At 69.0% G+C, this 25,786-nt stretch carries 26 protein-coding genes; 18 read left to right on the top strand and 8 right to left on the bottom strand.

The window, feature by feature from the left end; all coding sequences use genetic code 11:
* Window positions 1-6: 6 nt before the first annotated feature.
* Window positions 7-1,017 (bottom strand): LysR substrate-binding domain-containing protein, encoded by a 1,011-nt coding sequence (locus ACJMKX_RS03600; protein ID WP_405221147.1) that lies wholly within the window; start codon window positions 1,015-1,017, stop codon window positions 7-9.
* 128 nt (window positions 1,018-1,145) lie between these two features.
* Between ACJMKX_RS03600 and cysK the strand changes: the two genes are divergently transcribed.
* Together cysK and ACJMKX_RS03590 are read left to right on the top strand one after the other, a co-directional pair.
* A complete protein-coding gene (cysK, locus tag ACJMKX_RS03595; protein ID WP_405221144.1) occupies window positions 1,146-2,102 on the top strand; it encodes a cysteine synthase A in 957 nt (318 codons plus the stop codon).
* 188 nt (window positions 2,103-2,290) lie between these two features.
* On the top strand, window positions 2,291-4,489 hold the full coding sequence (locus tag ACJMKX_RS03590; protein WP_405221141.1) for a putative bifunctional diguanylate cyclase/phosphodiesterase: 2,199 nt from the start codon (window positions 2,291-2,293) through the stop codon (window positions 4,487-4,489).
* 16 nt (window positions 4,490-4,505) lie between these two features.
* On the opposite strand, the gene ACJMKX_RS03585 is transcribed toward ACJMKX_RS03590, so the two are convergent.
* On the bottom strand, window positions 4,506-4,973 hold the full coding sequence (locus ACJMKX_RS03585; protein WP_405221138.1) for a flavodoxin family protein: 468 nt from the start codon (window positions 4,971-4,973) through the stop codon (window positions 4,506-4,508).
* Window positions 4,974-5,037: 64 nt separating this feature from the next.
* On the opposite strand from ACJMKX_RS03585, the gene glnE reads away from it, so the two are divergent.
* The 4 genes from glnE to waaF all read left to right on the top strand — a co-directional run bounded on the left by glnE (window position 5,038) and on the right by waaF (window position 10,290).
* Window positions 5,038-7,965: a bifunctional [glutamate--ammonia ligase]-adenylyl-L-tyrosine phosphorylase/[glutamate--ammonia-ligase] adenylyltransferase gene (gene glnE / locus ACJMKX_RS03580; protein WP_405221135.1), complete on the top strand. Its 2,928-nt coding sequence runs from the start codon at window positions 5,038-5,040 to the stop codon at window positions 7,963-7,965.
* 65 nt (window positions 7,966-8,030) lie between these two features.
* Window positions 8,031-8,288, top strand: a complete 258-nt coding sequence (locus ACJMKX_RS03575) for a zinc-finger domain-containing protein (protein ID WP_405221132.1) — start codon at window positions 8,031-8,033, stop codon at window positions 8,286-8,288.
* Window positions 8,289-8,315: 27 nt separating this feature from the next.
* Window positions 8,316-9,278 (top strand): ADP-glyceromanno-heptose 6-epimerase, encoded by a 963-nt coding sequence (rfaD, locus tag ACJMKX_RS03570; RefSeq protein WP_405221129.1) that lies wholly within the window; start codon window positions 8,316-8,318, stop codon window positions 9,276-9,278.
* On the top strand, window positions 9,250-10,290 hold the full coding sequence (gene waaF / locus ACJMKX_RS03565) for a lipopolysaccharide heptosyltransferase II (RefSeq protein ID WP_405221126.1): 1,041 nt from the start codon (window positions 9,250-9,252) through the stop codon (window positions 10,288-10,290). The genes rfaD and waaF overlap by 29 nt, the downstream gene beginning before the upstream one ends.
* Here waaF and ACJMKX_RS03560 read toward each other — a convergent pair.
* Complete coding sequence (locus ACJMKX_RS03560) at window positions 10,287-11,366, bottom strand: glycosyltransferase family 9 protein (protein WP_405221123.1); 1,080 nt, start codon at window positions 11,364-11,366, stop codon at window positions 10,287-10,289. The two genes, waaF and ACJMKX_RS03560, sit on opposite strands and share 4 nt — an antisense overlap.
* 19 nt (window positions 11,367-11,385) lie before the next feature.
* Between ACJMKX_RS03560 and ACJMKX_RS03555 the strand changes: the two genes are divergently transcribed.
* Window positions 11,386-12,138: a 3-deoxy-D-manno-octulosonic acid kinase gene (locus ACJMKX_RS03555; protein WP_405221120.1), complete on the top strand. Its 753-nt coding sequence runs from the start codon at window positions 11,386-11,388 to the stop codon at window positions 12,136-12,138.
* Window position 12,139: 1 nt separating this feature from the next.
* Here the strand turns inward: ACJMKX_RS03555 and ACJMKX_RS03550 are convergent, their stop codons facing one another.
* Entirely contained in the window at window positions 12,140-13,054 is a 915-nt protein-coding gene (locus ACJMKX_RS03550; protein ID WP_405221117.1) for an LpxL/LpxP family acyltransferase, read from the bottom strand.
* Between the two features lie 163 nt (window positions 13,055-13,217).
* Here ACJMKX_RS03550 and htpX point away from each other — a divergent pair, with 163 nt between their 5' ends.
* On the top strand, window positions 13,218-14,102 hold the full coding sequence (htpX, locus tag ACJMKX_RS03545) for a protease HtpX (protein ID WP_405221115.1): 885 nt from the start codon (window positions 13,218-13,220) through the stop codon (window positions 14,100-14,102).
* On the opposite strand, the gene ACJMKX_RS03540 is transcribed toward htpX, so the two are convergent.
* Window positions 14,096-15,484, bottom strand: coding sequence for a succinylglutamate desuccinylase/aspartoacylase family protein (locus ACJMKX_RS03540; RefSeq protein ID WP_405221112.1), 1,389 nt, complete (start codon window positions 15,482-15,484; stop codon window positions 14,096-14,098). The genes htpX and ACJMKX_RS03540 overlap by 7 nt on opposite strands.
* A 233-nt stretch (window positions 15,485-15,717) precedes the next feature.
* Here ACJMKX_RS03540 and ACJMKX_RS03535 point away from each other — a divergent pair, with 233 nt between their 5' ends.
* The 10 genes from ACJMKX_RS03535 (at window position 15,718) to ACJMKX_RS03490 (ending at window position 22,741) form a co-directional block, all read left to right on the top strand.
* Window positions 15,718-16,194, top strand: a complete 477-nt coding sequence (locus tag ACJMKX_RS03535) for an ester cyclase (RefSeq protein WP_405221110.1) — start codon at window positions 15,718-15,720, stop codon at window positions 16,192-16,194.
* A complete protein-coding gene (locus tag ACJMKX_RS03530) occupies window positions 16,194-16,622 on the top strand; it encodes a hypothetical protein (protein WP_405221107.1) in 429 nt (142 codons plus the stop codon). Before ACJMKX_RS03535 ends, ACJMKX_RS03530 begins: the two co-directional genes overlap by 1 nt.
* 72 nt (window positions 16,623-16,694) lie before the next feature.
* Window positions 16,695-17,267, top strand: coding sequence for a L,D-transpeptidase family protein (locus tag ACJMKX_RS03525; protein ID WP_405221104.1), 573 nt, complete (start codon window positions 16,695-16,697; stop codon window positions 17,265-17,267).
* 43 nt (window positions 17,268-17,310) lie between these two features.
* Entirely contained in the window at window positions 17,311-18,663 is a 1,353-nt protein-coding gene (ppnN, locus tag ACJMKX_RS03520) for a nucleotide 5'-monophosphate nucleosidase PpnN (protein ID WP_405221101.1), read from the top strand.
* A 217-nt stretch (window positions 18,664-18,880) separates the two neighbouring features.
* Entirely contained in the window at window positions 18,881-19,150 is a 270-nt protein-coding gene (locus tag ACJMKX_RS03515) for a hypothetical protein (RefSeq protein ID WP_405221099.1), read from the top strand.
* A 72-nt stretch (window positions 19,151-19,222) separates the two neighbouring features.
* Window positions 19,223-19,405: a hypothetical protein gene (locus ACJMKX_RS03510; protein ID WP_405221096.1), complete on the top strand. Its 183-nt coding sequence runs from the start codon at window positions 19,223-19,225 to the stop codon at window positions 19,403-19,405.
* An 85-nt stretch (window positions 19,406-19,490) separates the two neighbouring features.
* Window positions 19,491-19,784: a hypothetical protein gene (locus ACJMKX_RS03505; protein WP_405221093.1), complete on the top strand. Its 294-nt coding sequence runs from the start codon at window positions 19,491-19,493 to the stop codon at window positions 19,782-19,784.
* Between the two features lie 125 nt (window positions 19,785-19,909).
* A complete protein-coding gene (htpG, locus tag ACJMKX_RS03500) occupies window positions 19,910-21,787 on the top strand; it encodes a molecular chaperone HtpG (protein WP_405221090.1) in 1,878 nt (625 codons plus the stop codon).
* A gap of 81 nt (window positions 21,788-21,868) precedes the next feature.
* Window positions 21,869-22,270: a peptide-methionine (R)-S-oxide reductase MsrB gene (gene msrB, locus ACJMKX_RS03495; RefSeq protein ID WP_405221087.1), complete on the top strand. Its 402-nt coding sequence runs from the start codon at window positions 21,869-21,871 to the stop codon at window positions 22,268-22,270.
* A 3-nt stretch (window positions 22,271-22,273) separates the two neighbouring features.
* Window positions 22,274-22,741 (top strand): energy transducer TonB family protein, encoded by a 468-nt coding sequence (locus ACJMKX_RS03490; RefSeq protein ID WP_405221084.1) that lies wholly within the window; start codon window positions 22,274-22,276, stop codon window positions 22,739-22,741.
* 21 nt (window positions 22,742-22,762) lie between these two features.
* Here the strand turns inward: ACJMKX_RS03490 and ACJMKX_RS03485 are convergent, their stop codons facing one another.
* From ACJMKX_RS03485 to rocD, 3 genes are read right to left on the bottom strand one after another with little or no spacing between them, the layout of a single operon-like run.
* Window positions 22,763-23,389, bottom strand: a complete 627-nt coding sequence (locus ACJMKX_RS03485; protein WP_405221082.1) for a YbhB/YbcL family Raf kinase inhibitor-like protein — start codon at window positions 23,387-23,389, stop codon at window positions 22,763-22,765.
* Window positions 23,386-24,393: a hypothetical protein gene (locus tag ACJMKX_RS03480; protein WP_405221079.1), complete on the bottom strand. Its 1,008-nt coding sequence runs from the start codon at window positions 24,391-24,393 to the stop codon at window positions 23,386-23,388. Before ACJMKX_RS03480 ends, ACJMKX_RS03485 begins: the two co-directional genes overlap by 4 nt.
* 27 nt (window positions 24,394-24,420) lie before the next feature.
* Window positions 24,421-25,644, bottom strand: a complete 1,224-nt coding sequence (gene rocD / locus ACJMKX_RS03475; RefSeq protein ID WP_405221077.1) for an ornithine--oxo-acid transaminase — start codon at window positions 25,642-25,644, stop codon at window positions 24,421-24,423.
* Window positions 25,645-25,786 lie beyond the last annotated feature (142 nt).

Below are 25,786 nucleotides of genomic sequence, written 5' to 3'. Positions count from 1 at the left end.
GGTCATTCAGGCGGCCGCGGAATAGCCGTCCGCGCAGCCGCCCCGCAGCGGCAGCTCGATCTGCTCGAACAGCGCGTTCACGGCGTCCTGGTCCGGCGCGGCGAGGCAGCGGTCCACCAGACCTCCGGTCAGGTGCGGGGCGAACAACAGCATGAACTCCCGCATGTAGCGCTTCAGCACGGTGTCGCGGCGGAAGCCGATCCAGGTGGTGCTGCGCGGGAACAGGCCGGCCGCGTCGATGGCGACCAGGTCCGCCCGGTCGGCGCAATCGTGGGCCATGGCGGCGACTATCCCGACACCCATACCCATGCGCACGTAGGTCTTGATCACGTCCGCGTCGCGGGCGGTGAAGACCACATCGGGTTCCAGCCCTTCTGCGGCGAAGGCCCGCTTCAGGGATGATTCGCCGCTGAAACTGAAGACGTAGGTGACCAGCGGATAACGGGCGAGATCGCGGATGCCCGGCTTGCCGGCCCGCCGTGCCAGCTCGTGGTCCCGGGGGGCGAGTATCGTGCGGTCCCAGCGATAGCAGGGCAGGCAGACGAGATCCGAGAACAGATCCTCGCCTCCGCTGGCGATGGCGAAGTCGATGTTGCGGGCCTGCACCATGTCGGCGATCTGCTCGGAGGTGCCCTGGTGCAGCTCGAGACTCACGTTCGGGTAACGCTCCCGGAAACGCCGGATCACCTCCGGCAGGACGTAGCGTGCCTGGGTGTGGGTAGTGCCGATGGCCAGTGTGCCCTCGGTCTCCCGGTGGGCGTTCGCCGCCACCGTGCGTATGTTCTCCACCTCCTGCATGATGCTGCGCGCGCGGACCACCACTTCCTGGCCGCCGGCGGTAAGACCGGCGAGACTCTTGCCCTTGCGCACGAACAGCACGAGCCCCAGCTCCTCCTCGAGCTGGCGGATCTGCTTGCTGACGCCGGGCTGGGAGGTGTGCAGCCGCTCCGACGCCGCGGTGATGTTCAGGCCGTTGTCGACGATGGCCAGCAGGTATCTCAGCTGCTGCAGTTTCATGGCTCGGTCCGTTTCCGTTTCCCGTACTCTATATAACGACCGGGCATAAGCGAAGAAAATTTCATTATTTTTGGTGACTTGCTCCGGGCCGTTATAGTCTCGGACCTTATTCGCAACCGGATGCGACGATGATCTACGACAGCATACTCGACACCATCGGCGACACGCCGGTCGTGCGGCTGCACCGCACGGGCCCCGACCACGTGACGCTGTACGCGAAAGTGGAATCCTTCAACCCCATGGCTTCGGTGAAGGACCGGCTGGCCTACGCCATCATCATCGACGCCGAGCAGCGCGGCGTGCTGGAGCCCGGCCAGACCGTGGTGGAAGCCACCTCGGGCAATACGGGCATCGCGCTGGCGATGGTCTGCGCCGCAAGGGGTTATCCCTTCGTCGCCACCATGGCCGAGAGCTTCTCTGTGGAGCGGCGCAAGATCATGCGCGCGCTGGGGGCGAAGGTCATCCTCACGCCGGCGTCGGAGAAAGGCACCGGCATGGTGCGCCGCGCCGAGGAACTGGCCGAGGAGCGGGGCTGGTTCCTGGCCCGCCAGTTCCAGAACCCGGCCAATCCGGCCTTCCACCGCAGCACCACCGGCCCTGAGATCCTCCGCGACTTCGCCGGCCGCCGGCTCGACTACTGGGTGACCGGCTATGGCACCGGCGGCACGATGACCGGCGCCGGCGAGGTGCTGAAGGCCGCGCGCCCGGATCTGCGTATCGTGGCCACCGAGCCCGAGGCTGCCCAGCTGCTGGCCGGCAAGGAGTGGCATCCGCACAAGATCCAGGGCTGGACACCGGATTTCCTGCCCGACGTTCTGAACCGGGAGATCTACGACGATCTTATCCCGATCGACGACGATACCGCCGCGAAGACCTCGCGGGCGCTGGCGACAAACGAGGGCATCTTCACCGGCGTTTCCGGTGGCGCCACGCTGGCGGCGGCCCTGAAGGCGGCGGAATCCGCGCCGGAGGGCTCGGTGCTGCTCGCGATGTTGCCCGACACCGGCGAGCGCTATCTCAGCACCTTCCTGTTCGAGGACATCACCGAGGGCTCCGACGACGAGTGGCTGGCCGGCCTGCCGTGAAACCCCGGCCGCGGGGGTGTGCCCGCGCCGGCAGTGGCGCCTCGCGATCGCCCGGCCGACGGCTCTGACCGCCCGGGCAGCGCTGCGACGGGGATCACAGACAGCGCACCCCTGATTCCGCAGCATTCAGGCTCGGGGCGGACTATCGCCGGCGGTTGCCGGCAGGCCGCCGTACGCACGGAACGCGAATGGAAGCAACGGGGACAATCTCTGCCGGCGTCGATTTCCGCGCGGTCGGGGACGCGCTGTCGGCCCTGCTGCCGGAGGCGTGCCGCATCGACTTCTACGGTGATGACGGCCAGTTCGTCTGGAGCAGTGCCGGCGGACCGGACCGGGACGTGACCGGCGCTCTCCTGTCCCTGCCCCCCGAGTTGTTCTATGCGGCCTCGACGCCTGCAGAGCCCCGCAAGCTGACGCTGGCCGGCGGCGACGCCCTGCACGCATTCCCGCTGGACGATACCGCCGGCCGACGCGCCGGCGTGCTCGCCTGCCGCTGGTCCGGGGGCGGCGCCGGAGACTTCGGGCCGGTGGCTGTCGTCTCCCGGGCCCTGCCTCTGCTCGCCGGGCTGTTCGCCGACCGCGCTTCCGGAAGCCAGCCGGACGTCGCCGGCGCCCACGCCGAACTGGACCTGCTCTACGATCTGGAGCAACAGCTGGAGGAGGCGCCGCACGGCCAGGCGCAGCTCGCCGGCCTCGTGCGCGCGTGCGGACGCCACCTTGACGTGGGCTACAGCGTACTGATCCTGCCGTCGAAGCAAATCCGCATCGGCGCCACCCATCGCAGCTGGAAAGGCGCCGACCGGCGGGCGCTGGACGAGGTGATCGTGCGGCGCTTTCTGCCCCGCCTCAGCCGCCGCCGCACCCCCAGCGTGCTGGACATCGCGACGGTGCCCGACGGCGTGCGTCAGGCCGGTGACGGTGATAATGACGGTTACCAGTTGCTGCTCTGCCCGGTGCGCGAGCGCGGCGGTCGCGTGAGCGGCGTCTTCGCGCTGGCCGGACGTACCGACGGCAGCAGCTTCGGCGAGCGCGAGCGGCGTTTCGCGAGCCTGATCGCGAGACGCGCCGAACGGGTGATGGAGAGCTATTACGACGGGCTCACCGGACTCGTCAACCGGGTCGGTTTCGAGGCTCACTTGCGCGAGAGCTACCGGGAACTGGCCGCGGAGGACGACAGCCACGCGCTGGTAATCTTCGACCTGGACAAGCTCCAGCTGGTCAACGACAGTTTCGGCCACGATGCCGGCGACGATATCCTGCGCCGCTTCGCCGCAGAGCTGCAGAAGGCCGTCCCCCATGACGGTGTCGCGACCCGTCTGTCGGGCGACAACTTCGGCGTCCTGCTGCACCACTGCGACGTCGAGCGGGCGGCCGCCTTCGCCGAAGAGGTGCGCCGTCGTGCCCGCCGGCTCTCCTACCTGCGCGGCGACAAGGTCGTCACCATCACGGTCAGTGCCGGGGTGGCGGCGTGGCGCCAGGACTCGGGCGGCGCCGCCGCGGCCCTGGTGGCACCGAAGGTGGCCTGCACGGCGGCCAAGGAACACGGCCGCGACCGGGTCGAGATCTACGACCAGGACGACCGCAGCATCATCCGTCGGGCGGACGACATCCGCATCGTGGCGCACCTGCAGAACGCGCTCGACCGGGACGAGTTCGAGCTCCTGGCCCAGCCCATCGCGCCCCTGAACGGCAACGGTTCCGCTTACCACGAGGTCTTGCTGCGCATGCGCGGCGAGGGTGGCGAGTGGCTCGCACCCGAACAGTTTCTCTCCGCGGCCGAGCGCTACCAGCTCATGCCGCGGCTCGACCGCTGGGTGGTCGGCCGCGCCCTGGAGCAGGTCGCCGGTGCGCCCGTCGACGCGGGCCACGTCTTCGCCATCAATCTGTCCGGCCAGTCGCTGGGCGACGACGAGTTCCTCGGCTACGTCCGCGAGCGGGTCGAGGCGAGCGGCGTGCCCCCGGCCGCGCTCTGCTTCGAGATCACGGAGACGGCGGCAGTGGCCAACATGGATCGCGCCGCTGCATTCATCGCCACCATGCGCGAACTCGGCTGCCGCTTCTCGCTGGACGATTTCGGCGCGGGTCTCAGCTCCTTCGCCTACCTGAAGGACTTCGACGTGGATACGCTGAAGATCGACGGCAGTTTCGTCCGTGACGTCACCGCCAACCGGGTCTCGGAGGCGATGATCGCCGCCATCACCCAGGTGGCCCGGGTGATGGGACTCGCCACGGTGGCGGAGTACGTCACCAGCGATCCCATCCGGCGCAAGGTGCGCGAACTCGGCGTCGACTACGCCCAGGGCTATCACATCGGTGAGCCGACGCCGCTGACCGACGTCGTGGCGGGCCTGGCCGACGCGGAGCGCGTTGCAGCGACCGCGACCTGAGCGGACGGGAAGCCAGTCAGAATACGCCGGCTTCCAGCCCGGCGGCGACGGTCATACCCAGCTCCTCGCATTCGGTCAGGCGCGCCTCGTCGAATTCCCCGGCGATGACCAGCGGGGGCTGGATCTCCTTCAGCGCCAGTCCGGCGACGATGCGCTGCACGCTGCTAACGGCGCCGGTGCCGTCGTTGCCGGCACGCACGAACAGCGCGTACGGCTTGCCCTCGACCTTCTCGAGGCAGGGATAGTAGACCCGGTCGAGGAAGACTTTCAGCCCGCCGCTCATGTAGCCGAAATTCTCCGGCGTGCCGAGGATCAGCGCATCGCTCCAGAGCACGTCGTCGGCGCCGGCGTCGAGCGCGCCGAGCACGCGCACGGTGACGCCGTCGATGTCCTCGTGCCGGGCACCGCGGATCACGGCCTCGGCCATACGCTCGGTGCTGCCCGACTGGGAGTGGTAGACGATCAGCAGGTGTTTGTCCGCCATCTGTGCATGGTCGTCCAGCACCGGCGCCGCTGCAACCGCCCGCCGCTCGGGCTACACTGCCGACATGCCGGCGGACGCCCTCATCCGGACATTGTCACCCGCCATGGAGGCCGATCTGCCGGCGTCGCTGGCGGACGATCTCCATGCGTTCCTGAAGTCGCTGGATGCGCCTGTAGACGAGGTCGCCCGTGCCCTCGAAACCGCCGGCAGCGTGGCCGTCGCCGCGCGCGTGCTGGCGGCCAGCGAGTTCGTCCGCCAGACACTGCGCGCCGACCCGGCCGGGTTCGCGGAGATGATCGCCGGCGGTGAACTGGGCCGCCCGCGGCAGCCGGGCGAGATCGCCGCCGCGGTCGCCGCTGCCGTCGAGGACGGATCGACGAACGGATCGGCGAACGGATCGGCGGACGGGCCGGCGCGCCGGCTGCGGCGGCTGCGACGGCGGGAGATGGCGCGCATCGCCTGGCGCGACCTGGCCGGTCTCGCCACCCTGGACGAGACCCTGCACGAGCTGAGCGACCTGGCCGATGCCGCGGTCATCGCCGCCATCCGTCACGCCGGCGAAGTGCTGTCGGAGCGTCACGGGGTGGTGCGCGATGCCGCCGGCGAGCCGGTGTCCCTGATCGCCATGGCCATGGGCAAGCTGGGCGGGCGCGAGCTCAATTTTTCGTCGGACATCGATCTGATCTTCGTCTACCCGGATGCCGAGGACAGTGACGGGCCGAAGCCCTTGTCCGCGCCGGAATATTTCGGCCGCATGGTGCGCCGGGTGGTCGCGCTGCTGGGCGAGGTGACCGCCGACGGGTTCGTCTTCCGCGTCGACATCCGGCTGCGGCCGTTCGGCGACAGCGGTCCGCCGGTGGTGAGTTTCTCCGCCATGGAGAACTACCTGCTGCAGCACGGGCGAGACTGGGAGCGCTATGCCTATGTGAAGGCGAGGCCGCTCTCCGACGAGGCCGGCATGGCTGCCTGGGGCGAGCTCGAGGCGAACGCGCTGACACCGTTCGTCTACCGCCGTTATCTGGACTACGGGGTCTTCGAGTCGCTGCGCTCCATGAAGGCGATGATCCGTGCGCAGGTCGAGCGGCGCGAGATGCACGCCAACGTGAAGCTCGGGCCCGGCGGGATCCGTGAGATCGAGTTCATCGCTCAGTCCTGGCAGCTGGTCCGCGGCGGCAGCGATCAGGCTCTGCAGAGCCGGGAATTGCGTGCCGCGCTGACGGCGCTGGCCGAGCGGCGTTACCTGCCGGCGGAGAGCGTCTGGGAACTGCTCGACGCCTATCGCTTCCTGCGCCGGCTGGAGAACCGGCTGCAGGAGATGCGGGACCGCCAGACCCACGACCTGCCGGCGGGCGAGCTGGACCGGGCCAGGCTGGCGCTGGTCATGGATCATTCCGACTGGGAAAGCCTCGCGGAAGCGACGCAGCGCGTGCGCGCCGTCGTCGGCGGCCACTTCGAGGAGACCGTGTTCCGCGCCGGCGAGGACGTGCGGGCCGAGCGGCCCGCACTGCAGGCGTTGTGGGAATCCGCCGATGCCGACGGGCTGGAGGAGCGTGTGGCGGCGGCGGGCTACGCACAGGCGCAGGCGTTCGCGCGGGTGCTGGGCCGCCTGCGCGCGGACATCGAGACCCGCCGGCTGGACGAGATCTCCCGCCAGCGGCTGGATGAACTCATGCCGCCGCTGCTGGAACGGCTGCGGGCCCTGGACGAGCCCGACGTCGCGCTGCACCGGCTGACGGGGATACTGGGTGCGGTGCTCCGCCGCAGCGCCTACCTGGCCCTGCTGCTGGAGAATCGGCAGGCGCTGGAGCGGCTGGTGGAGCTGGTTTCGAAGAGCGCGTACCTGGCGACGGAGCTCGCCGCGCACCCGCTGCTGATGGACGAGCTCATCGATCCGCGGATCGCGGACCGGGAACCCGGCGCGGCGGACCTGCGGGTGGAATACGAGACCCGGCTGTCCGCGGTGGGCGCCGAGGACTCGGAGGCCGCGGTGGAGGAGCTGGCGCGCTTCCAGCGGGCGGCCACCTTCCGCGTGGCGGTGGCGGATTTCAGCGGCCGCCTGCCCATCATGAAGGTGAGCGACCGGCTCACGGAGATCGCCGAGATGGTGGTCGCCAGCGCCCTTTCGCTGGCCTGGAAGGACCTGGTGGCCCGCCACGGCCGGCCCTGGTGCACGGTGGAGGGGTTGCGCCGACGCGCCGGCTTCGCGGTGGTCGGCTACGGCAAGCTCGGCGGCATCGAGCTCGGCTACGGTTCGGACCTGGACCTGGTGTTCGTCCACGACTCCGCCGGCGACGATCAGGAGACCGATGGCGACAAGTGCGTGGACAACGCCGTCTTCTTCGGCCGGCTCGCTCGCCGCCTGGTGCACTTCCTCACCGTGCAGACGGTCTCCGGCGCGCTGTACGAGGTGGATACGCGGCTGCGCCCCAGCGGCCGCTCCGGTTTGCTGGTGAGTTCCGTCGGCGCTCTCGAGCGTTACCAGCGGGAGGATGCGTGGACCTGGGAGCACCAGGCGCTGCTGCGCACCCGGGCCGTGGCCGGCGATGCGCGCGTGCGCCGGACCTTCGAGAGCCTGCGGGTGGACATACTGCAGAACGCCGTACGCCGTGACACCCTGCGGGACGAGGTCATCGGCATGCGCGAGCGCATGTGGCGGGAGCTCTCCTCGGCCGAGTCCGGGACCTTCGACGTCAAGCGCGACCCCGGCGGCGTCGGCGACATCGAGTTCATCGTCCAGTACCTGGTGCTCGCCCACGCCGACCGCCACCGTTCGCTGCTGCACTACACCGACAACATCCGCCAGCTGGGCGTGCTGGCCACCTCCGGCATCCTCGACGGCGCCACCGCGCTGGAGTTGCAGGACATCTACCGGGCCTACCGCCGCCGGCTCCATCACCTGGCCCTGGATCACCAGGACTCGACCGTACCGGCCGCTGCCTTCGCCGCCGAGGCCGCCGCCGTGCGGCGGATCTGGCGGCAGACCTTCGGCTGAGGCGGTTGCTATACTTGCGCGGATTTCCGGCCCATGCCCGCAAGGGTCCAGAGAGGGAAGCAGCGATGAGAAGATCCGGCACCGTCGATCAGGAACTGATCCGGCCGAACGCCGAACACCGCTACGAGGTGACCAGGGCCGACCTGCCGCTGTCCTGCCCCATGCCGGGTATGTATCTGTGGAATTCCCACCCCAAGGTCTATCTGCCGGTGGAGCAGACCGGCGAGGCCAAGTGCGCCTACTGCGGCGCCGAGTACTACCTGCGCGACGCGGCCAACGAAGACGAGGCAGCCAATGACGCCGATGAAGCCGAGGAAGCCTGAGCAGGGCCCGGTCGGGGAGGTGCATCCTTGATCATCGTCACCGGCGGAGCCGGGTTCATCGGTTCCAACCTGGTGCGCGGGCTTAACCGCGCCACCGGCGAGGACATCCTGGTGGTCGACGACCTGACCGACGGCCACAAGTTCGAGAATCTCGCCGACCTGGACGTGGCCGACTACATGGACAAGGACGAGTTCATGGCAAAGCTCGAGACGGGCGGCTACCGACGCCGGGTCTCGGCGGTGTTCCACCAGGGCGCCTGCGCCACCACCACCGAGTGGGACGGCCGCTACATGATGGAGAACAACTTCCGCTACTCCCGCGAGCTCCTGCGCGACTGCCTGCGTCACAATACGCCGTTCATTTATGCCTCGTCGGGGGCCGTCTACGGCGCCGGCCCCGGCTTCAGCGAGACGGCGGAGCACGAGCGTCCGCTGAACGTGTACGGCTACTCGAAGCTGCTGTTCGACAACTATGTGCGCCGTCTGCTGCCCGAAGCCGGCAGCCAGATCGTCGGCCTGCGGTATTTCAACGTCTACGGGCCGCGCGAGCAGCACAAGGGCGGCATGGCGAGCGTGGCCTGGCATTTCCACAACCAGGTGGCGGAGTCCGGCGAGGCGCGTCTGTTCGAGGGCAGCGAGGGCTACGGGCCGGGTGAGCAGGAGCGGGATTTCGTCTACGTGGACGACATCGTCGACGTCAATCTCTGGTTCCTGCAGCACCCGGAGGTGAGCGGCATCTACAACGCCGGGACCGGCCGGGCACAGACCTTCAACGAGGTGGCCCGCGCCGTCATCGACTGGCACGGGCGCGGCGAGATCCGCTACATCCCGTTCCCGGCCGGCCTGAAAGAGGCCTACCAGAGCTATACCCAGGCGGACCTGACCCGCCTGCGCGGCGCCGGCTACAGCGGTGAATTCCGGCCGGTACAGGCCGGCGTAGCGGCGTATCTGGATCGTCTGGGTGCGCCTTCGGAGGGCGGCTCTGGCTGAGGCGTCCCACGGGCCCGTGCTCATCGTCGGCCCCTCCTGGGTGGGCGACATGGTCATGGCCCAGTCCCTGTTGCGGCTGCTCGCCGCACGCCACCCGCACGTCTCCCTCGACGTGCTGGCGCCGGGCTGGTCGCTGCCCATCCTCGCGCGGATGTCCGAGGTCCGCGAGGCGATAGAGATGCCGGCCGGCCACGGCGAGCTGCGCCTTGGCGAGCGGCGCCGGCTCGGCCGTGCGCTGCGCGAGCACGGCTATGCGCAGGCCATCGTCCTGCCGCGATCGCTGAAGGCGGCACTCGTGCCGTGGTTTGCCCGCATCCCGCGGCGCACCGGTTTCCGCGGCGAGCATCGCTATGGCCTCGTCAACGACATGCGGCCCTTCGATGCCGCCGTGCTGGACCAGACGGTGAAGCGATTCGCGGCGCTCGGGCTCGAGCCCGGCGAGCCGCTGCCCGACGTGCTGCCCCGGCCGGGCCTGCGGGTGGATACCGGCCGCCAGGCGCAAGCCATCGCGCGATTGCGTCTGGACCCGGCAGCCGACCCGATCGCGTTCATGCCGGGCGCGGAATACGGGCCGGCCAAGTGCTGGCCGCTGGAGTACTACGCCGAGCTGGCCGCACGGCTCACCGGTCGCGGTCACGCCGTGTGGGTATTCGGTTCGGCGAAGGATGCCGCCGCCGCGCGAGCGATTGCCGCGGCCGCGCCGGTGCAGGACCTGTGCGGGCGGACGAGCCTGGAGGAGGCCATCGACCTGCTCGCGGCCTGCCGCGCCGGCGTCACCAACGACTCCGGGCTGATGCACGTCGCGGCGGCAGTCGGACTGCCGGTGGCGGCGTTGTACGGCTCGTCGTCGCCGGCCTTCACGCCGCCGCTGACCGACCGGGCGGTGGTGCACTATCTCGGTCTGGACTGCAGCCCCTGCTTCGAGCGGGAATGCCCGCTCGGCCACTTCCGCTGCCTGCGGGAGATCATGCCGGAGGAGGTTCTGAAGTCGCTCGATGAGCTCGCCGCCTAGGCGGCCGGGGCCGCGCCGCCCAGCACCTCATCCAGCCGCGCCTCGACCGTGCCAGCCCGGATCAGGTCCATGGCTGCCGGGTCGCGCACCCGCCGACCCCACGCGATCTCGCTTACCGGCCTGCCGAATTCCTGTCGTACCGCCTCCGGGTAGGCATTCACGACCAGGTGGCGGCTGAGATACGGGCCGGTACGATCCGGATTGGAGGTGGCATAGAGGCCGATCACGGGCGTCGCCGCGGCCGTGGCCATGTGGGCGGGGCCCGAGTCGGGGCAGACGACGACGGTGGCGCGGCGGATCAGTGCGAACAGCTGTTTCAGCGTGCTGGCGCCCACCAGGTTGACGGGCGTGTTCGCTGCCGCAGCGGTGATGGCCTCGCCGTACTCTCTCTCCAGCGCCGTCGGGCCGCCGGTGATGACGGTGCCGGCGCCGTGGCGTTCGGCCGCATGATCGACCAGGCGCGCGTAGTTGGCGACGCTCCAGTTGCGGTAATTGCGGGCGCGCTGGGAGCTGCACGGGCTCAGCAGCATCCACGGCCGGCCGGCCGGCAGGTGCCCGACCGCGTACTCACGGTCGGCGTCGGAGACCGGTATGTCCCAGGCCAGGTGGCGCTCCCGCACGCCCAGATACTCGGCGAAGCCGAACAGGCCGTCCATGACGTGCTCGCGGGACCGGTGCGGGATGCGCTCGTCGGAGACCAGCCACTGCAGGTCCCGGGCCCGCTCCCGGTCGAAACCGATGCGCCGCCGTGCCGGGATCAGGCGGCTGGCGGCGTTGGCGCGCAGCGAGGCGTGCATCATCAGCAGCACGTCGAAGCGGCGCCCGGCGAGACGACGCCTGAGTTCCCGATAGCCGGCCAGGCCGGCCGACTTGTCGAAGGTGATAAACTCGAACTCCGGGATGTCCGCCATCAGGGACGCTTCGGTGCGGCCGATGATCCACGTGATGGCCGTCTCCGGCCAGGCGGCTTTCAGCGTCCGCAGCACCGGCAGGGTATGGCAGGTGTCACCTATCGCGGACAGGCGCACGGCGCAGAGCGAGCCGGGCGGAGCGCTGTTGTCTATGGGATTCGCCAATACCTCGGAGCCGACTAGCGTGGAAGAAAGGATCCTGCCCAGCGCGGACGGCGCCATCCTATACGATCCCCGTATCTTCAACCAATTTGAGCCGGCCTGGCTGGAACCCGGCACCTGGGACGCGCAGAGCGACGTGCCCGATGCGCCCGGCCGGGGTGCCGTGAGGTTCGTCACCGGCGAGGCGGGCGACTTCGCGCTGCGTCACTATTGTCGGGGCGGGCTCGTGGGCCGCGTCCTGGACGACCAGTTCCTGTGGCTGGGGCAGGCGGCCACGCGGCCGTTCCGTGAGTTCCGGCTGCTCGCCCGACTGGCCGCGGCCGGTCTGCCGGTGCCGGCGCCCGCCGCCGCGGGCTATCGGCGCAGCGGCCGGGTCTACCGCGGCGATATCCTGACCTGCCGCCTGCCTGATGTCCGCTCGCTGGCCGGCGTGCTCGGCGAACGTGAGCTGGAGACGGACGAGTGGCGGCGCATCGGCGCCACCATCCGGTGGTTCCACGACGCAGGCGCCTGCCACGCCGACCTGAACGCGCACAACATACAGCTCGGCGCAGACGGCGCCGTCTGGCTGCTGGACTTCGACCGCGGCCGCCTCCGCCGCCCGGGTGCCTGGCAGCGGCGCAACCTCGCCCGGTTGCTGCGGTCGCTGGACAAGCTCCGCGCAAGCGTGCCCGGGTTCCGCTACGAGGCCGGCGGCTGGCGGGAGCTCGTGGCCGGCTACAAGGCCGGTCGCGGCACCGACGTAACCGACCGATACGACCAATCTGCCGGCTGATTCAGACGTCGTCGTAGTGCGAGGGATCGCCCTTGAAGCGGCGGTGGACCCAGTAGTACTGATCGGGGACCGCACGGGCGTGACGCTCCACCACGGCATTCAGCCGCGCCGCATCGGCCACCTCGTCGCCGCCGGGAAAGCCCTCGAGCGCGGGCTCCACGGTGATGCGGTAGTGCCCGTCCGGCGCCCGTCGTCCCGCCACCGGCAGTACCGCGGCACCGCTCCGGGCGGCAAGCCGGGCAGGGCTGCCGGTGGTCGGTGCCGGCAGTCCGAAGAACGGCGCCAGCACCGGTCGGGTGCTGGTCTGGGCCTGGTCCACCGCCATCCACAGCGTACGGCCCCGCGCCAGTGCATCCAGGATGCCGCGCAGGTCGAATTTGGAATAAACATGGTCGACGGCTCGCAGCCGGCCGCGGATGAGCTGCCGGTCGAGGGCCGGGTAGCCGAACGGCCGCTGGATGCCGTCGTAGTCGACGGCGAGACCGAGCAGCCGACAGGTGATATCCATGGTGGTGAAATGGCCGGCGACCAGGATGACCGGTCGACCGGCCGCACGTGCAGCCTCGAGATGCTCCAGGCCCTCCAGCTCGACCATCGCGAGCAGACGCCGGTCGCTGGCCCACCAGGCCATCCCGAGCTCCATCAGGCCGATGCCGAGCGAGCGGAAGTGGCCGCGCAGCAGGCTGTGCCGCGCCTCGGCCGTGAGCTCTGGGAAACAGAGTTCCAGGTTGCGCGCCGCGATGCGGCGCCGACGCCTTGCGAGGCGGAAGGCGATCGCGCCGAGGCCGCGCCCCAGCAGCCGCTGCGCGGGCCATGGCAGCAGGACGAGGACGCGCTGAAGTGCTAGCGCGGCCCGGATCAGGGCCTCGCGGCCGCGCGACTCGCCTGCCGCGGACCGCGCGCCGGCGTCATTCATCGGGAAAACCTCGCTGCGGCGAAGGACATTACTGGGGAATTGTAGCGCCGCCGGCGGGTCATATTCGGGCTCCGGCGCTTGAATCGGCCGCCGGCGGACCCATTATCGATCGTTCTGCAGGGGTCTGCAGAGCATCGGGCTCGTACTGCCAGGAGTAGTTCCTATGAAGAGAATCCTGTTGTTCGTGGCGACCAACGTCGCGGTGCTGGCCGTCATCAGCATCGTATTCCGGGTCTTCGGTCTGGAGAGCATCGTCTCGGAGACAGGTGGGCTGAACCTGACGTCGCTGCTGATCTTCTCGGCGGTGATAGGATTTGCCGGCTCGTTCATCTCTCTCGCCATCTCGAAGAAGGTGGCGCTCTGGACCACAGGCGCGAAGGTCATCTCGCAGCCGTCCAACTCCACCGAGTCCTGGCTGCTCGCAACCGTGCAGAACCAGGCCGGGCGTGCCGGCATCGGCATGCCGGACGTTGCGATCTACGACGCGCCCGAGGTGAACGCGTTCGCCACGGGCATGAGCCGCAACAAGGCGCTGGTCGCCGTCAGCACCGGGCTGCTGCGCAACATGAGTCAGGCCGAGGCCGAGGCCGTGCTCGCCCACGAGGTCTCCCACGTCGCCAACGGCGACATGGTGACCATGACGCTGCTGCAGGGCGTGCTGAATACCTTCGTGATATTCCTCTCGCGGGTGGTCGGCTTCTTCGTGGACCGGGTGGTGTTCCGCAACGAGCACGGTGCCGGTATCGGCTTCTTCCTGACCAGCCTGGTAGCCCAGATCATCTTCGGTATCCTGGCGACGATCATCGTGCACTGGTTCTCTCGGCGGCGGGAATTCCGCGCGGACGCGGGCGGCGCCGAACTGGCGGGCCGGGAGAAGATGGTGGCGGCGCTCGAGAAGCTGCGCGCGACCTACGAGCCGAGCGAGCTGCCGAAGCAGCTGTCGGCCTTCGGCATCGCCGGCCTCGGCGCCCAGGGGCTGAAGAAGCTGTTCATGACTCACCCGCCGCTGGAGGAGCGCATTAACGCGCTGAAGGCGCGCGGCTACTGATCGCCCGCGCCGGTGCCCGGGGCGTCGGCCTCCCCGGCCGGCTCTTCGTCGCCGCGGGGCTCTGACGCGGCCACCGACGCTTCCTCGGCTGGCTGCTCCGGCGCCGGCTGGACATCTTCCTCCTCGCCGAGGCTGCTGCCGGCTTCCGCCGGCGCGGCCTCGGCGGTCTTCGGCTCGGGTCGCGGCAGCCCGATATGGAAGGCGGCGTAGCCGGGCATGACTACCTGATTCAGCGCCATGCCGATCACCCGGCCGCCCGTCGGCGCATAGATGTTGGTCCTGGCGTTGGTGATGGGGTCCGTGATCGTGCCGAGCAGGTCGCCGGCGCTCACGCGCCGACCGAGGTCTACCTCCGACAGCAGGATGCCGCCCCGGTTGGCGCGTACCCAGGTGGAGCGGTAGTAGACGGGCTCCGGGTCGCCCCAGAGGCTCACCTTGCGCACCATGCCGAGCGTATTCAGCAGGGTCTCGATGCCCTTGACGCCGTGGCTGACCTCCTCGGTCTCCAGACGGGAAGGCCCGCCCGCCTCCAGCGTCACCGTGGGGATGCCCGCATCCGTGGCCGCCTGTCGCAGCGTGCCGTCGGCCGGGATGCTGTTGATGATCACCGTGGCGCCGAAGCCCTGGGTCAGCGTGACCACACCCGGGTCGCGCAGGTCGGCGCGCAGCTGCGGCAGGTTCGCCCGGTCGAAGGAGCCGGTGTGCAGGTCCACCAGGGCGTCGCAGTGCCGCACGATGCTGGTGAAGAACGAGTGGGCGATCCGCGAGGCGGCACTGCCGTCCGGGTTACCGGGGAAATAGCGGTTCAGGTCCCGGCGGTCCGGCAGGTAGCGCGAGCCGCGCCGGAATGCCTGCAGGTTCACAATGGGCACGCCGATGACCGCGCCGGAGAGTTTCTGCGGGTCCAGGTCGTGGAGCACGCGGCGCACGATCTCAATGCCGTTCAGCTCGTCTCCGTGCACCGCCGCGGTGAGGCAGAGCACCGGGCCGGGATAGCGGCCGTTCATCACCAGCACCGGGGTGTCCACCGGGATGCCCTCGAAGAGCTCCGTGGCCGACCAGGAGAGGCGCTGGTAGCTCGCCGGCGGCACTGCGCTGCCGAGAATCTCGAGTGCCTCCGCGTCGGATTCGCGGACCCGGCCCCACTCCACCGGTGCCAGCGTGGTTATCGGGCGCTCGGCCTGCGGCCGTTGCCGAGCGCTGGCTTCGGGTTCGTCGTCGTCATGCTGCTCCCGGGCATCCTCCGGGTTGTCCACCACCTCTTCGGTGGCGCCTATGCCCGGGCCGGCGGCGGCGCCCGCGACGGCAAGCAGCAGCACGGCCGCCATCGCCATGGCGGCGGGGGCTGCTGCGGTGCGCCTGTTGTCCATCTCGGTATCCATAGTCGACATCCGGCGGCCTCGAGTCCGACCAATAGCCCGGCCAATATCCCGTGGGCTGCGGTCCATTGCTTCGGCAGGCGCAGCGGCCCGGGGTTCCCTTCCGCGGAGCCACCGCCCGCAAGGTTACGTAAACTATACGGAAACCGACAGCGAATCTGTGACCTGTTCTCGATATGCCGGATTTCGCTCTTTCTATCATTGATGCCATTGCCGCCGCCCGGAGGCCGCCCGCCATGCGCCGTGCCCTGCACATCCTGCCGCTGCTCCTGCTACCACTGTTCGCCGGCTGCAATGCCGGCGCCGACGACAAGGCCCTCGTCCGCGGTTATCTGCAGACGCTCGTCATCGAGGGCCGCTGGGAAGACTGGGACCGGTACTTCGCGCCCGGCGCCACCGTGAACGGCTCCCGCCATGCCCGCGAGGTACTCTCCTCGATCGGGCGCGGCCTGCACGGTGCCTTCCCCGACCTCACGCTGGAAGTGCTGGAGCAGATCGCCGAGGACGGTCGTGTTGCCACGCGGGTCCGCTTCAGCGGCACGCACGAAGGCGTGTTCGATGCGACGCCGCCGACCGGCGCCCGCGTGAGCTTCGAGGGCCTCCTGCTCGACCGCATTGAGGACGGGCGGGTCGTCGAGAGCCGGCAGCAGCTGGACATGCTGGGACTGAGCCGCCGGGTGAAAGGCATCGCCGCGGGTCGCGGCGGCGGCTGATGTTCGGCCACTGGCCGCTGGTGCCGCCCGTCGTCCTGCTCGCGGCGGCGGCCGTCGTGATCCTCGAGGCGGAGCACTACGGCCCCCACGCGCTGCCGAATCTGCTGCCGCCGGCACTCACGCTCGGCCTGCTGCTCTACGCCCTGGCGCGCGCCGGCTGGCGCTGGCGCAAGGCGGACTGGCGCTGGCTGCTGGGAGTCCTCGGTTTCGCCATTCCGGCGCTCGGACTCTCTCTCTACCTGCACCTCGGCCTGATGCTGGACTGGGGCGGCATGGCGAGCCGCGCCCGCACGCCGGAACTCCTGTTCCGCTTCCTGCCTTACTACACGACGGGTGCAGGCGCGATCGGATTCGCCATCGGCTGGATCATCGGCCGCAATGTGGACGGCGAGCGCCGGGCGCCGGGCGGGCGCCGACGGCGGGAATGAGACGGGTTTGTCTGTTACCGGCGCCGGCATTAGCATAATCTCCGCCCTCGGGGAGCCGGAGACGCGGTGACGATGAGCGGGAAGAGAGGACAGAGCATGCGACGCCGGATGCAATGGCACAGGCCGGGACGGAGGCGGCAGGCGGCGCTCTCGCCGGCGCTGTCAATCGCGCTCGCCGCGCTGGCCGTGCTCGCGCCGGGCGGGGCCGAAGCCACGCTCGAGGTCGCCGACAAGGTGGTGGTGGAGAAATCCGACCGCAAGCTCCTCCTGCTGAAGGGCGAGCGTATCCTCGCCAGCTACGAGATATTCCTGGGCATGGAGCCGGAGGGCCACAAGCAGGAGGAAGGCGATTCCCGCACGCCCGAGGGCCTCTATTATCTCGACCTGCGCAACGAGAACAGCGATTTCTTCCTCTCCATCCGCATCTCCTATCCGAACGCGCGGGACCGGGAGCGGGCGCGTCGGCTCGGTGTGGATCCGGGCGGCCAGATCATGATCCACGGCTACCCCAACGAGCCCCGCTATACCCCGGAGTTCTACCGCTCCGGTGACTGGACCGACGGCTGCATAGCGGTGTCCAATGCCGCCATGGTGGACATCTGGCTGATGACCCGCGAGAACACGCCGATCGAGATCCGCCCCTGAATCCGGCGCGCCCGACGGCGCTCACCCCCGACAGGCGAACAGCATGGATATCGAAGTCTCTCCGGAGGGCAGCCTCGAACTCCTGTCACAGGAGGAGGTGAACCGGTTGCGCAACCGCGGCGAGGGTGGCCTCTACGGGCTGCTCAGGCGCTGCGCCCTCGCGGTGCTCACCTCAGGGTCCATGACGGACGACACCCGGGAGCTGCTGGCCCGCTACCGGGATTTCGAGGTGGGCATCATCCAGCAGGACCGCGGCGTGCGGCTCGCACTGCGCAATGCGCCCGATTCCGCCTTCGTGGACGGCCGCATGATCCGCGGCATCCGCGAGCTGCTGTTCTCCGTGCTGCGCGACGTGGTGTTCGTGGACAACGAGCTGCGCGAAGGCGGGCAGTTCGATCTCGCCCGCTCGGACTCCATCACCAACGCGGTCTTCCATGTGCTGCGCAACGCCCGCATCGTACGGGCGCCGGCCGACACGAACGTGATCGTATGCTGGGGCGGCCATGCCATCAGCCGGGAGGAATACGACTACACCAAGACCGTGGGCTACGAGCTGGGCCTGCGTGGCCTGCAGGTGTGCACCGGCTGCGGCCCCGGCGCGATGAAGGGGCCCATGAAGGGCGCGACCATCGGCCACTCCAAGCAGCGCATCCGCGACGGCCGCTACATCGGCATCACGGAGCCCGGCATCATCGCGGCGGAGTCGCCGAACCCTATCGTCAACGAGCTGGTGATCATGCCGGACATGGAGAAGCGGCTCGAGGCGTTTGTCCGGGTCGGCCACGGCTTCGTGGTGTTCCCCGGCGGCGTGGGCACGGCGGAGGAGATCCTGTTCATCCTCGGCGTGCTTCTGCACCCCGACAATGCCGACACGCCGTTCCCGCTGGTATTCACCGGGCCGGCCGGCAGCGAGGACTATTTCCGCCGCATCGACGAGTTCGTCGGCGCCACCCTGGGCGAGGCGGCGCAGCAGCGCTACCGCATCATCGTCGACGACCCGGTGGCCGTGGCGAGGACGATCCAGGCCGGACTCACCGAGGTGCGCGATTTCCGCCAGCGCCACAGCGATGCCTACTACTACAACTGGCGGCTGAAGATCGATCACGACTTCCAGGTGCCCTTCCGGGCGAGCCACGAGTCCATGGCCTCTCTGGCACTGCATCCCGAACAGGCCCCCGAGGAGCTGGCCGTCAATCTGCGCCGGGCCTTCTCGGGGATCGTCTCCGGCAACGTGCGCGAGGACACCATCCGCATGATCGAGGAGCGGGGCCCGTTCCGCATCGAGGCCTCCGGGAAGATCATGCCGCTGCTGGACGATCTGCTCCGCGCGTTCGTGGCCCAGGGGCGGATGAAACTGTCCGGCAGTTACAGCCCCTGCTACGAGGTGGTCGCCTGATCCGTCCGGGGCGCGCTGCCGTCCTTTTTCCCTAATCGCCCCACTTAAGTCAAAAAGCCCGCAGCGTGGGGGCCGGCATCGACCGTTAAGTCAAATAGGGTGGCTGAACCCGCTGATTTAGCTGTCTTTTTTAACGCTGATCATTGTGATGCAGTTCCTCGCTGTGGCACCCCCCGCCAGCGTAAGGTTCGCTCATCTGCTGGGAGTGGGATCAGCCATGCCTGACGACAAGGACATCCGCTGGGCCGCGGGCCTGGAAGAGGACGCGGACCATGACGAGACGGTGGCCGCGACCGACCGGGACGACGGCCGCGACGGCGAGCCCTGGGACGCCTACCGCAAGTGGCTCTCACGACGCGGCGACCGCCCGCGCAGCCGCGGGGCTCTCGATCCCTCGCTCTACACCTGGAAGGGCTACCGCAACTGGGCGGAAGAGGTGAAACGGAACTGGAGCGATCGCAACCGCAGTGACCGTGACGAATCGTGAGGCCGGCCCGGGCAACACGAACCGACTGACAGAAGAACAACGGATTCTCCCCAACTCTCGATCTCGAAAGCTATGGCCAAACCGAAACCGTGCGCCGAAGAGCAACTGGCGCTGTTCAAGACCGAAGAGACCCGCGAGCGCTGGCGCTGGGTGCACGAAGCGATCGCCTACGCCAAGGAAGCCAATCGCACGGCGATGCTGATGGCGGAGGATCCGCCCCCGGACAGCCGCCCCGTCCTGCGGCGGGTACGCTGAGGCATCCGGACCGCCTGTGCCCCAATCTGCCATCTTATGGTCCAATTCACACCGCTGACACGAAGAAAGCGCTAGAATGCATTGATTGCTGAGGGATTCGGCGGAAGAGAAGATGGAACGGCTGCTGCAGTATCTGGATGATATGGACGACTTCGTCTGGTCCATGCCGTTGCTGTGGGAGCAGGTCCGCCGTCTCCTCGCGCGCCTCGTGGCGCTGCTGGCGGGCGCCCTCATCGGCGTGGGACTGGCTGTTGCAGCCGCGACCCTGCCGCTGGTTGCCGGCGCCTTGCTGGTGGCCGGCCTGATCGCCGCCCTGGTTGCCGCCATGTCCTGGCTGGTCCGTCAGCCGGCGGCACGCTGGACCGCCCGCCACTCCTGAGCCGTACCCGCACCGCGGGTTGAAAACACCGCGAACGCCCCCACACTCCGACCTGCCCGGCGGCCGGCGACGCGCCTTCGTGCCGCAGGCGGGCAAGGTACGGATTCCATCGAGGGGAGGGCGACATGACAGAGACCCGGAGCGCGGAGACGCTCGGTTTTCAGGCGGAGGTGAAGCAGTTGCTTCACCTGATGATCCACTCGTTGTACAGCAATCGGGAGATCTTCCTCCGCGAGTTGATCTCCAACGCTTCCGACGCCGCCGACAAGCTGCGCTTCGAGGCGCTCGCCGACCCGGCGTTGATGGAGGATCAGCCCGAGCTCCGTATCGACGTGGACTTCGACGCCGAGGCCGGCACGCTGTCGGTCAGCGACAACGGCATCGGCATGAACCGGGACGAGGTGATCGCCAATCTCGGCACCATTGCGAAGTCGGGCACGGCGGAATTCCTGCAGTCGCTGACCGGCGATACGCGCAAGGACTCGCGCCTCATCGGCCAGTTCGGCGTCGGCTTCTACTCCTCGTTCATTGTCGCCGACCGGGTGGAGGTGTACACGCGGCGGGCGGGCCAGCCGGCCGACACCGGCATCCACTGGGAGTCCGAGGGCCAGGGTGAATTCCGCATCGGCTCAATGGAGCGGCCCGAGCGGGGCACGCGCGTGGTGCTGCACCTGCGCGAGGACGCGAAGGAGTTCGCCGCCGCCGAGCGGCTGCGCCACCTGATCCGCCGTTACTCCGATCACATCGCGTTCCCGGTCACCATGCCCGCCGGCGACGGCGAGCGGGAGACGGTGAATGCGGCCACGGCGTTATGGACGCGACCCCGCGCGGAGATCGGCGACGAGGAATACCGGGAGTTCTACAAACACCTCACCCACGACCCGGCGGACCCGCTCGCCTGGTCGCACAATCACGTGGAGGGCAAGCGCCAGTACACCAGCCTGCTCTACATCCCCGGCCGCGCCCCTTTCGACCTGTGGAACCGGGAGTCGCCCCGCGGACTGAAGCTCTACGTGCAGCGGGTCTTCATCATGGACGACGCCGAACAGTTCCTGCCGCTGTATCTGCGTTTCGTCCGCGGTGTCATCGACACCGCCGACCTGCCACTGAACGTGTCCCGCGAGCTGCTGCAGTCTCATCCCACCCTGGACGCGCTACGCAGCGCACTGACCCGCCGCGCCCTGGAGCTGCTGGAGAAGACGGCCGCGGACGATCCCGAGACCTATCAGAAAATCTGGGACGAGTTCGGCGAGGTGCTGAAGGAGGGTATCGGCGAGGACCCCGGCAACGCCGAGCGCATCGCCGCGCTGCTGCGCTTCGTGACGACCCGCAGCGAAGAGGCCACCCAGGACCAGTCGCTGGACGACTATATCGGCCGCATGCAGACCGACCAGGAGGCCGTCTACTACCTGGTGGCGGACAGCCTGGAGAAGGCGCGCTCGGCGCCCCAGCTGGAGGTGTTCCGGGACCGGGGCATCGAGGTGCTGCTGCTGCACGACCGGCTGGACGAGTGGATGATCGGTCAGCTGCCGGAGTACAAGGGCAGCAAGCTGAGCGACGTCGCCAGGGGTGGCGCGGAACTCCCGGGCGGCGAGAGCGGTCCGGAACAGGAGGCGCTGGACGAGGAACAGAAGCCGCTGCTGAAGAAACTGCGGCGTCTGCTGAAGGACCAGGTCGAGACCGTGCGCGTCAGCCGCAGACTGGTGGATTCTCCCGCCTGTCTGGTGCTCTCGGAGCACGACGTCGGCCGCCAGATGCGCCATTTGCTGGAGGCGGCAGGGCAGAAGCTGCCGGAGACGAAGCCCGTCTTCGAGATCAACCCCTCCCATCCGCTGGTGCAGCGGCTGTCCGTCGAGAGCGACGAGGGCCGCTTCGAGGATCTGGCGAAGGTGCTGGTCGATCAGGCACGCCTGGCCGAGGGCGGCTCGCTGGCGGATCCGGGCGCCTACGTGCGCCGCATGAATCGGCTGCTGCTCGAGCTCGCCGGCGACGGGGCGCAATGAGACAGGGCCGAAGCGCTAGAATCCATACCCCACAACCGATACCCGGCAATTGATCGGGACTGACAGAGGACACGAGAGCCGATGACGGAAGAAACCAGAGAGGAGTTGCGCGCGCGCCTGGGCGACGAGGCGTACCGGGTGACCCAGCAGAAGGGCACGGAGCCGCCGTTCGCCGGCCGCTACGTGGACCAGAAGGCCGACGGCACCTATGCCTGCGTCGTCTGCGGCGCCGAGCTGTTCAGCTCGGAACACAAGTACGACTCCGGCTCCGGCTGGCCGAGCTTCTGGCTGCCGCTGGCCGGCGACCGGGTCCGCACCGAGCGGGACGCGAGTCACGGTATGGTCCGCGACGAGGTCCTGTGCGCGGCCTGCGGGGCCCACCTCGGCCACGTTTTCCCGGACGGGCCCGAGCCTACCGGGCTGCGTTTCTGCATCAATTCCTGCGCCTTGGACTTCGACGGGGAAGGGCCTCAGGGCGGCTGAGCGGTGCTGCGCTTCCTCGCCTCGTTCCTGGCTGCCTGCGGGGTAGTGGGTGCCATGCTGGTAGTCGCCGTCCAGCTCTGGGGCGGCTTCGAGCGGGCGACCGGGGACGAGGAGATAGCCGTGGACGCGCATCCCCTCGATCTCCTCATCGGCTATGACAGTCTCGACGTTGCCGAGCTGCTGGGCGAGCCGCGCCGCCGCCTGCCGGAACTGGAGGCGCCGCCGCCGATGCTGGAGCCGACGGCACCCGCCGCGGCAAGCGGGCGCGAGCGACGGGGCTTCGTGCAGGTGGAAGTCGAGGTGGATGCCAGCGGCCGGCCGGTGGATGCCCGGGTGCTCCAGGCCGCCCCCGCCGGCGTCTACGAGGACGATGCCCTGGCGGAGGTGCTGGACCAGCGCTACCCGGCGGGCGAGCCCGGCACCCGGATACGGATCGTGGACTTCACCGTCCGCCCGGATACCGTACGCTGAACCGCGTGCCGCTGCGGGGCGTCAGCCGACGTCCGGATTCAGTGTGTAGGTTCCCACCACCCGGGACTCGGCGAGGATGTGCCCTTCCAGTGCCGCCATCACGTCCTGGCCGGTGAATTTCCCCTCGACCGGCACCCGCGCGAGGTCCGTCGCGTAGAGCACGAAGTGGTAATGATGGAGCAGCTCGTCGTTCCACGGAGGGCAGGGTCCGTCATAGCCGAAGTACTCGCCCGCCATGTCGGGATTGCCGGCCATGAAGCTCGTGTAGTCGTTCAGTCCCTGTCTCGCGCCATCGGGTCCCGACGGGTCCTTCTTGCCTTGCGGGGTGACACCCTCGGAGCAGGAGCCCGCGGGTATGCCGGCGATGCCCGGCGGGACGTCCACCATCACCCAGTGATAGAAGTCCACCCGCGGCAGGTCGGCGGGGATGGTGCGTCCTTCCTGGTTCACGTCGTCGGCTTTGCTCGGCACGTCAACGTCGACGCAGAGCAGCACCAGCGAACGGGTGCCCTCCGGCAGGTTTGCCCAGGTGAAGTCCGGGTTGCGGTTCGCACCGAGCGTCATGTGACCCTCGTCCGCCGGATTGCCGAAGCAGTACTCGTCGGGGATGCGTTCGCCATCGCGGAAAGCCGTCGTCGTCAGATTCATGTTTCCGTCCTCCCTGTCCAGGATGTTCCACCGGCCCCGGGCCGGTACTCTGAGATCAATGTGCGTGCCTGCTCCACCCAGTGGTCGCGCTCGATGCGGTCCGGGAAGTCCTTCAGGGCCGCCTGCACCCGCTCGACATCGTCCGGGCCGAACTCGGCGATCTGCTGCAGCCGGTGGATGCCGAGATCGTTCAACAGGCGCTCGAGGACCGGGCCGATGCCGCGGATGCGCTTGAGGTCGTCGCGGGGCCGATTTACCGGCATCGTGCGCTCGCCCCCATCGCCCCCATTGCGGCGGTCACTATCGCCAATAGCGTCGCCATGGCCATAGCCAATTCCATCGCCAATTCCATCGCCATCTCCATCGCCAGTGACGCCGCCGTCCGCGTCGGGCGGCGGGTCGGTGAGCGGCAGAATGCGCGTGCGCAGCGTGTCCTCCAGCTCCCGCGCCCTGGCCCGCTCCATGTCCAGCGCCTGGTGGGCGGCAGTGGCCTCCCGCGCCTTCTCGCGGAATCGATACACCAGGGGCGGCAGACGCTCCTGCCAGCTCTCGAGTTCCCGGCTGAGCGTGAATATCTTCTCGTCCTTCGCCCGCGAGGCCGCCATGATCTCCCGGCTGCGCGTGAGCAGACGCTGCAGCTGGGTATGCAGTTCGTCGCGCTTGCGATTGGTTGCCGCCAGCGCCACGCGGCAGTCGGTGAGCGCGCTGGATGCCTCGTCCGCCGTGGCGGCCGCCCCGGCGAGTTCCCGCTCGGTGCGGGCCAGGCGCTGGCGCGCCTCGCGTTCGGCCCGGCGCGCGCTGTCCAGCCGCTCGGCCAGGCTGCGTATCTGCTTGCGCAGCCGCTCCTTGGCCAGTTCCTCCGCCTGCAGCTTCTCCTGCCAGGTAGCAGCCGTCGTCAGACGCTGGCGGCGATGGCGCTCGGCATGCAGGTACCACCCGAGCAAACCACCGGCCAGTGCCGAGAGCAACGCCAGGCCGATGATGATGATGGGTGGATCGGACATGCTCGGGCTGCTCCTGCTGCGCGTGCGTCACGACGCCTTGCGCAGATGCTCCATGTCGGCCAATACCTCGGCGATGCACGCCAGTGCCCACTGCAGCTGTTCCCGGGAGATGGACAGCGGCGGCGCCAGCCGTACGACGGTCTCGTGGGTCTCTTTGCTGAGTATGCCCTTCTGCATGAGGCGCTCCACGACGTCGCGGGCGCTGCCCTTGTCCGGGTCGATCTCCAGCCCGACGAACAGGCCCTGGCCGCGCACCTCCCGCACCAGCGGGCTGTCGATGCGGCGGAGCCCTTCCAGCAGGAATGTGCCCATCGCCTCGCTGCGCGCCGCCAGGTCTTCCTCGACGATGATATTCAGCGCTTCCAGCGCGACGGCGGCGGCCAGCGGGTTGCCGCCGAAGGTACTGCCGTGGTCGCCGGGGCGGAACACGTCCATGACGTCACGGCGGGCGAGGAACATGGACACCGGCAGGATGCCGCCGCCCAGTGCCTTGCCGAGTATCAGCCCGTCCGGCACCACGTCGTCGTGCTCCGAGGCGAGGAAGCGGCCGGTGCGGCCCAGGCCGGTCTGGATCTCATCGCAGATCAGCAGCACGTTGTGGCGGCGGCAGATCTCCCGGCATGCGGCAAGGTAACCGGGCGGCGGGATCACGATGCCGCCTTCGCCCTGCATGGGTTCCACCAGGAAGGCAGCGGTATTCGGTGTGATGGAAGCCTCCAGCGCCTCCGCGTCGCCGAAATCGACCAGTCGGAAGCCGGGCGGGAACGGGCCGAAGCCTTCCCGATACGACTCCTCGCTGGACATGCCGACGAGGGTGATGGTGCGCCCGTGGAAGTTGTTGCGGCAGGCGATGATCTCCGCCTTGTCGCGCTCTACCCCCTTGACGGTATAGGCCCACTTGCGGGCCGCCTTCAGCGCGGTCTCCACCGCCTCGGCGCCGGTATTCATGGGCAGCGCCCGGTCCTGCCCGGTCAGTTCGCAGACGCGTTTCAGGAACGGCCCGAGCTTGTCGGTGTGGAAGGCCCGGGAGACGATGCTGAGTTCGCTCGCCTGGCGGGTGAGCGCCTGGATCAGGCGGGGATGCGCGTGCCCGTGGCTGACTGCGGAGTACGCGCTCATCATGTCGAGATAACGGCGGCCCTCGTCGTCCCAGACGTAGACGCCCTCGCCGCGGCTGAGCACCACGGGCAGGGGGTGATAGTTCTGCGCGCAGTAGGTGTTTTCGAGTTCGATGCGCTTGTTGGGCACCATGTGGCTCCATTCCGCGGCGGCGTCTTGCGCCTGCCGTCGATTTCGGTCCGTAAATCACTAATTTTACGGTATTTAGGGCATCGACGGCCAGAAAATGGGCGGCGGCCCGGGCCGCCGCGGCGCGGCGTGCCCGCTGTTGCGG

It is taken from the genome of Lentisalinibacter sediminis (assembly GCF_040706615.1).
In the GTDB taxonomy this organism is placed as follows: Bacteria; Pseudomonadota; Gammaproteobacteria; order Steroidobacterales; family Woeseiaceae; genus Lentisalinibacter; species Lentisalinibacter sediminis.
This window is presented reverse-complemented; position numbering and strand designations above follow the sequence as displayed.

Coding starts and splice junctions, on each gene's coding strand:
- cysK (WP_405221144.1), top strand. CDS start 1,146: ATGATCTACGACAGCATACTCGACACCATCGGCGACACGCCGGTCGTG.
- ACJMKX_RS03600 (WP_405221147.1), bottom strand. CDS start 1,017: ATGAAACTGCAGCAGCTGAGATACCTGCTGGCCATCGTCGACAACGGC.
- htpX (WP_405221115.1), top strand. CDS start 13,218: ATGAAGAGAATCCTGTTGTTCGTGGCGACCAACGTCGCGGTGCTGGCC.
- rocD (WP_405221077.1), bottom strand. CDS start 25,644: ATGGTGCCCAACAAGCGCATCGAACTCGAAAACACCTACTGCGCGCAG.
- ACJMKX_RS03530 (WP_405221107.1), top strand. CDS start 16,194: ATGTTCGGCCACTGGCCGCTGGTGCCGCCCGTCGTCCTGCTCGCGGCG.
- ACJMKX_RS03525 (WP_405221104.1), top strand. CDS start 16,695: ATGAGCGGGAAGAGAGGACAGAGCATGCGACGCCGGATGCAATGGCAC.
- ACJMKX_RS03515 (WP_405221099.1), top strand. CDS start 18,881: ATGCCTGACGACAAGGACATCCGCTGGGCCGCGGGCCTGGAAGAGGAC.
- ACJMKX_RS03540 (WP_405221112.1), bottom strand. CDS start 15,484: ATGGATACCGAGATGGACAACAGGCGCACCGCAGCAGCCCCCGCCGCC.
- ACJMKX_RS03550 (WP_405221117.1), bottom strand. CDS start 13,054: ATGAATGACGCCGGCGCGCGGTCCGCGGCAGGCGAGTCGCGCGGCCGC.
- ACJMKX_RS03590 (WP_405221141.1), top strand. CDS start 2,291: ATGGAAGCAACGGGGACAATCTCTGCCGGCGTCGATTTCCGCGCGGTC.
- htpG (WP_405221090.1), top strand. CDS start 19,910: ATGACAGAGACCCGGAGCGCGGAGACGCTCGGTTTTCAGGCGGAGGTG.
- glnE (WP_405221135.1), top strand. CDS start 5,038: ATGCCGGCGGACGCCCTCATCCGGACATTGTCACCCGCCATGGAGGCC.
- msrB (WP_405221087.1), top strand. CDS start 21,869: ATGACGGAAGAAACCAGAGAGGAGTTGCGCGCGCGCCTGGGCGACGAG.
- ACJMKX_RS03485 (WP_405221082.1), bottom strand. CDS start 23,389: ATGAATCTGACGACGACGGCTTTCCGCGATGGCGAACGCATCCCCGAC.
- ppnN (WP_405221101.1), top strand. CDS start 17,311: ATGGATATCGAAGTCTCTCCGGAGGGCAGCCTCGAACTCCTGTCACAG.
- ACJMKX_RS03575 (WP_405221132.1), top strand. CDS start 8,031: ATGAGAAGATCCGGCACCGTCGATCAGGAACTGATCCGGCCGAACGCC.
- ACJMKX_RS03510 (WP_405221096.1), top strand. CDS start 19,223: ATGGCCAAACCGAAACCGTGCGCCGAAGAGCAACTGGCGCTGTTCAAG.
- ACJMKX_RS03535 (WP_405221110.1), top strand. CDS start 15,718: ATGCGCCGTGCCCTGCACATCCTGCCGCTGCTCCTGCTACCACTGTTC.
- ACJMKX_RS03480 (WP_405221079.1), bottom strand. CDS start 24,393: ATGTCCGATCCACCCATCATCATCATCGGCCTGGCGTTGCTCTCGGCA.
- ACJMKX_RS03585 (WP_405221138.1), bottom strand. CDS start 4,973: ATGGCGGACAAACACCTGCTGATCGTCTACCACTCCCAGTCGGGCAGC.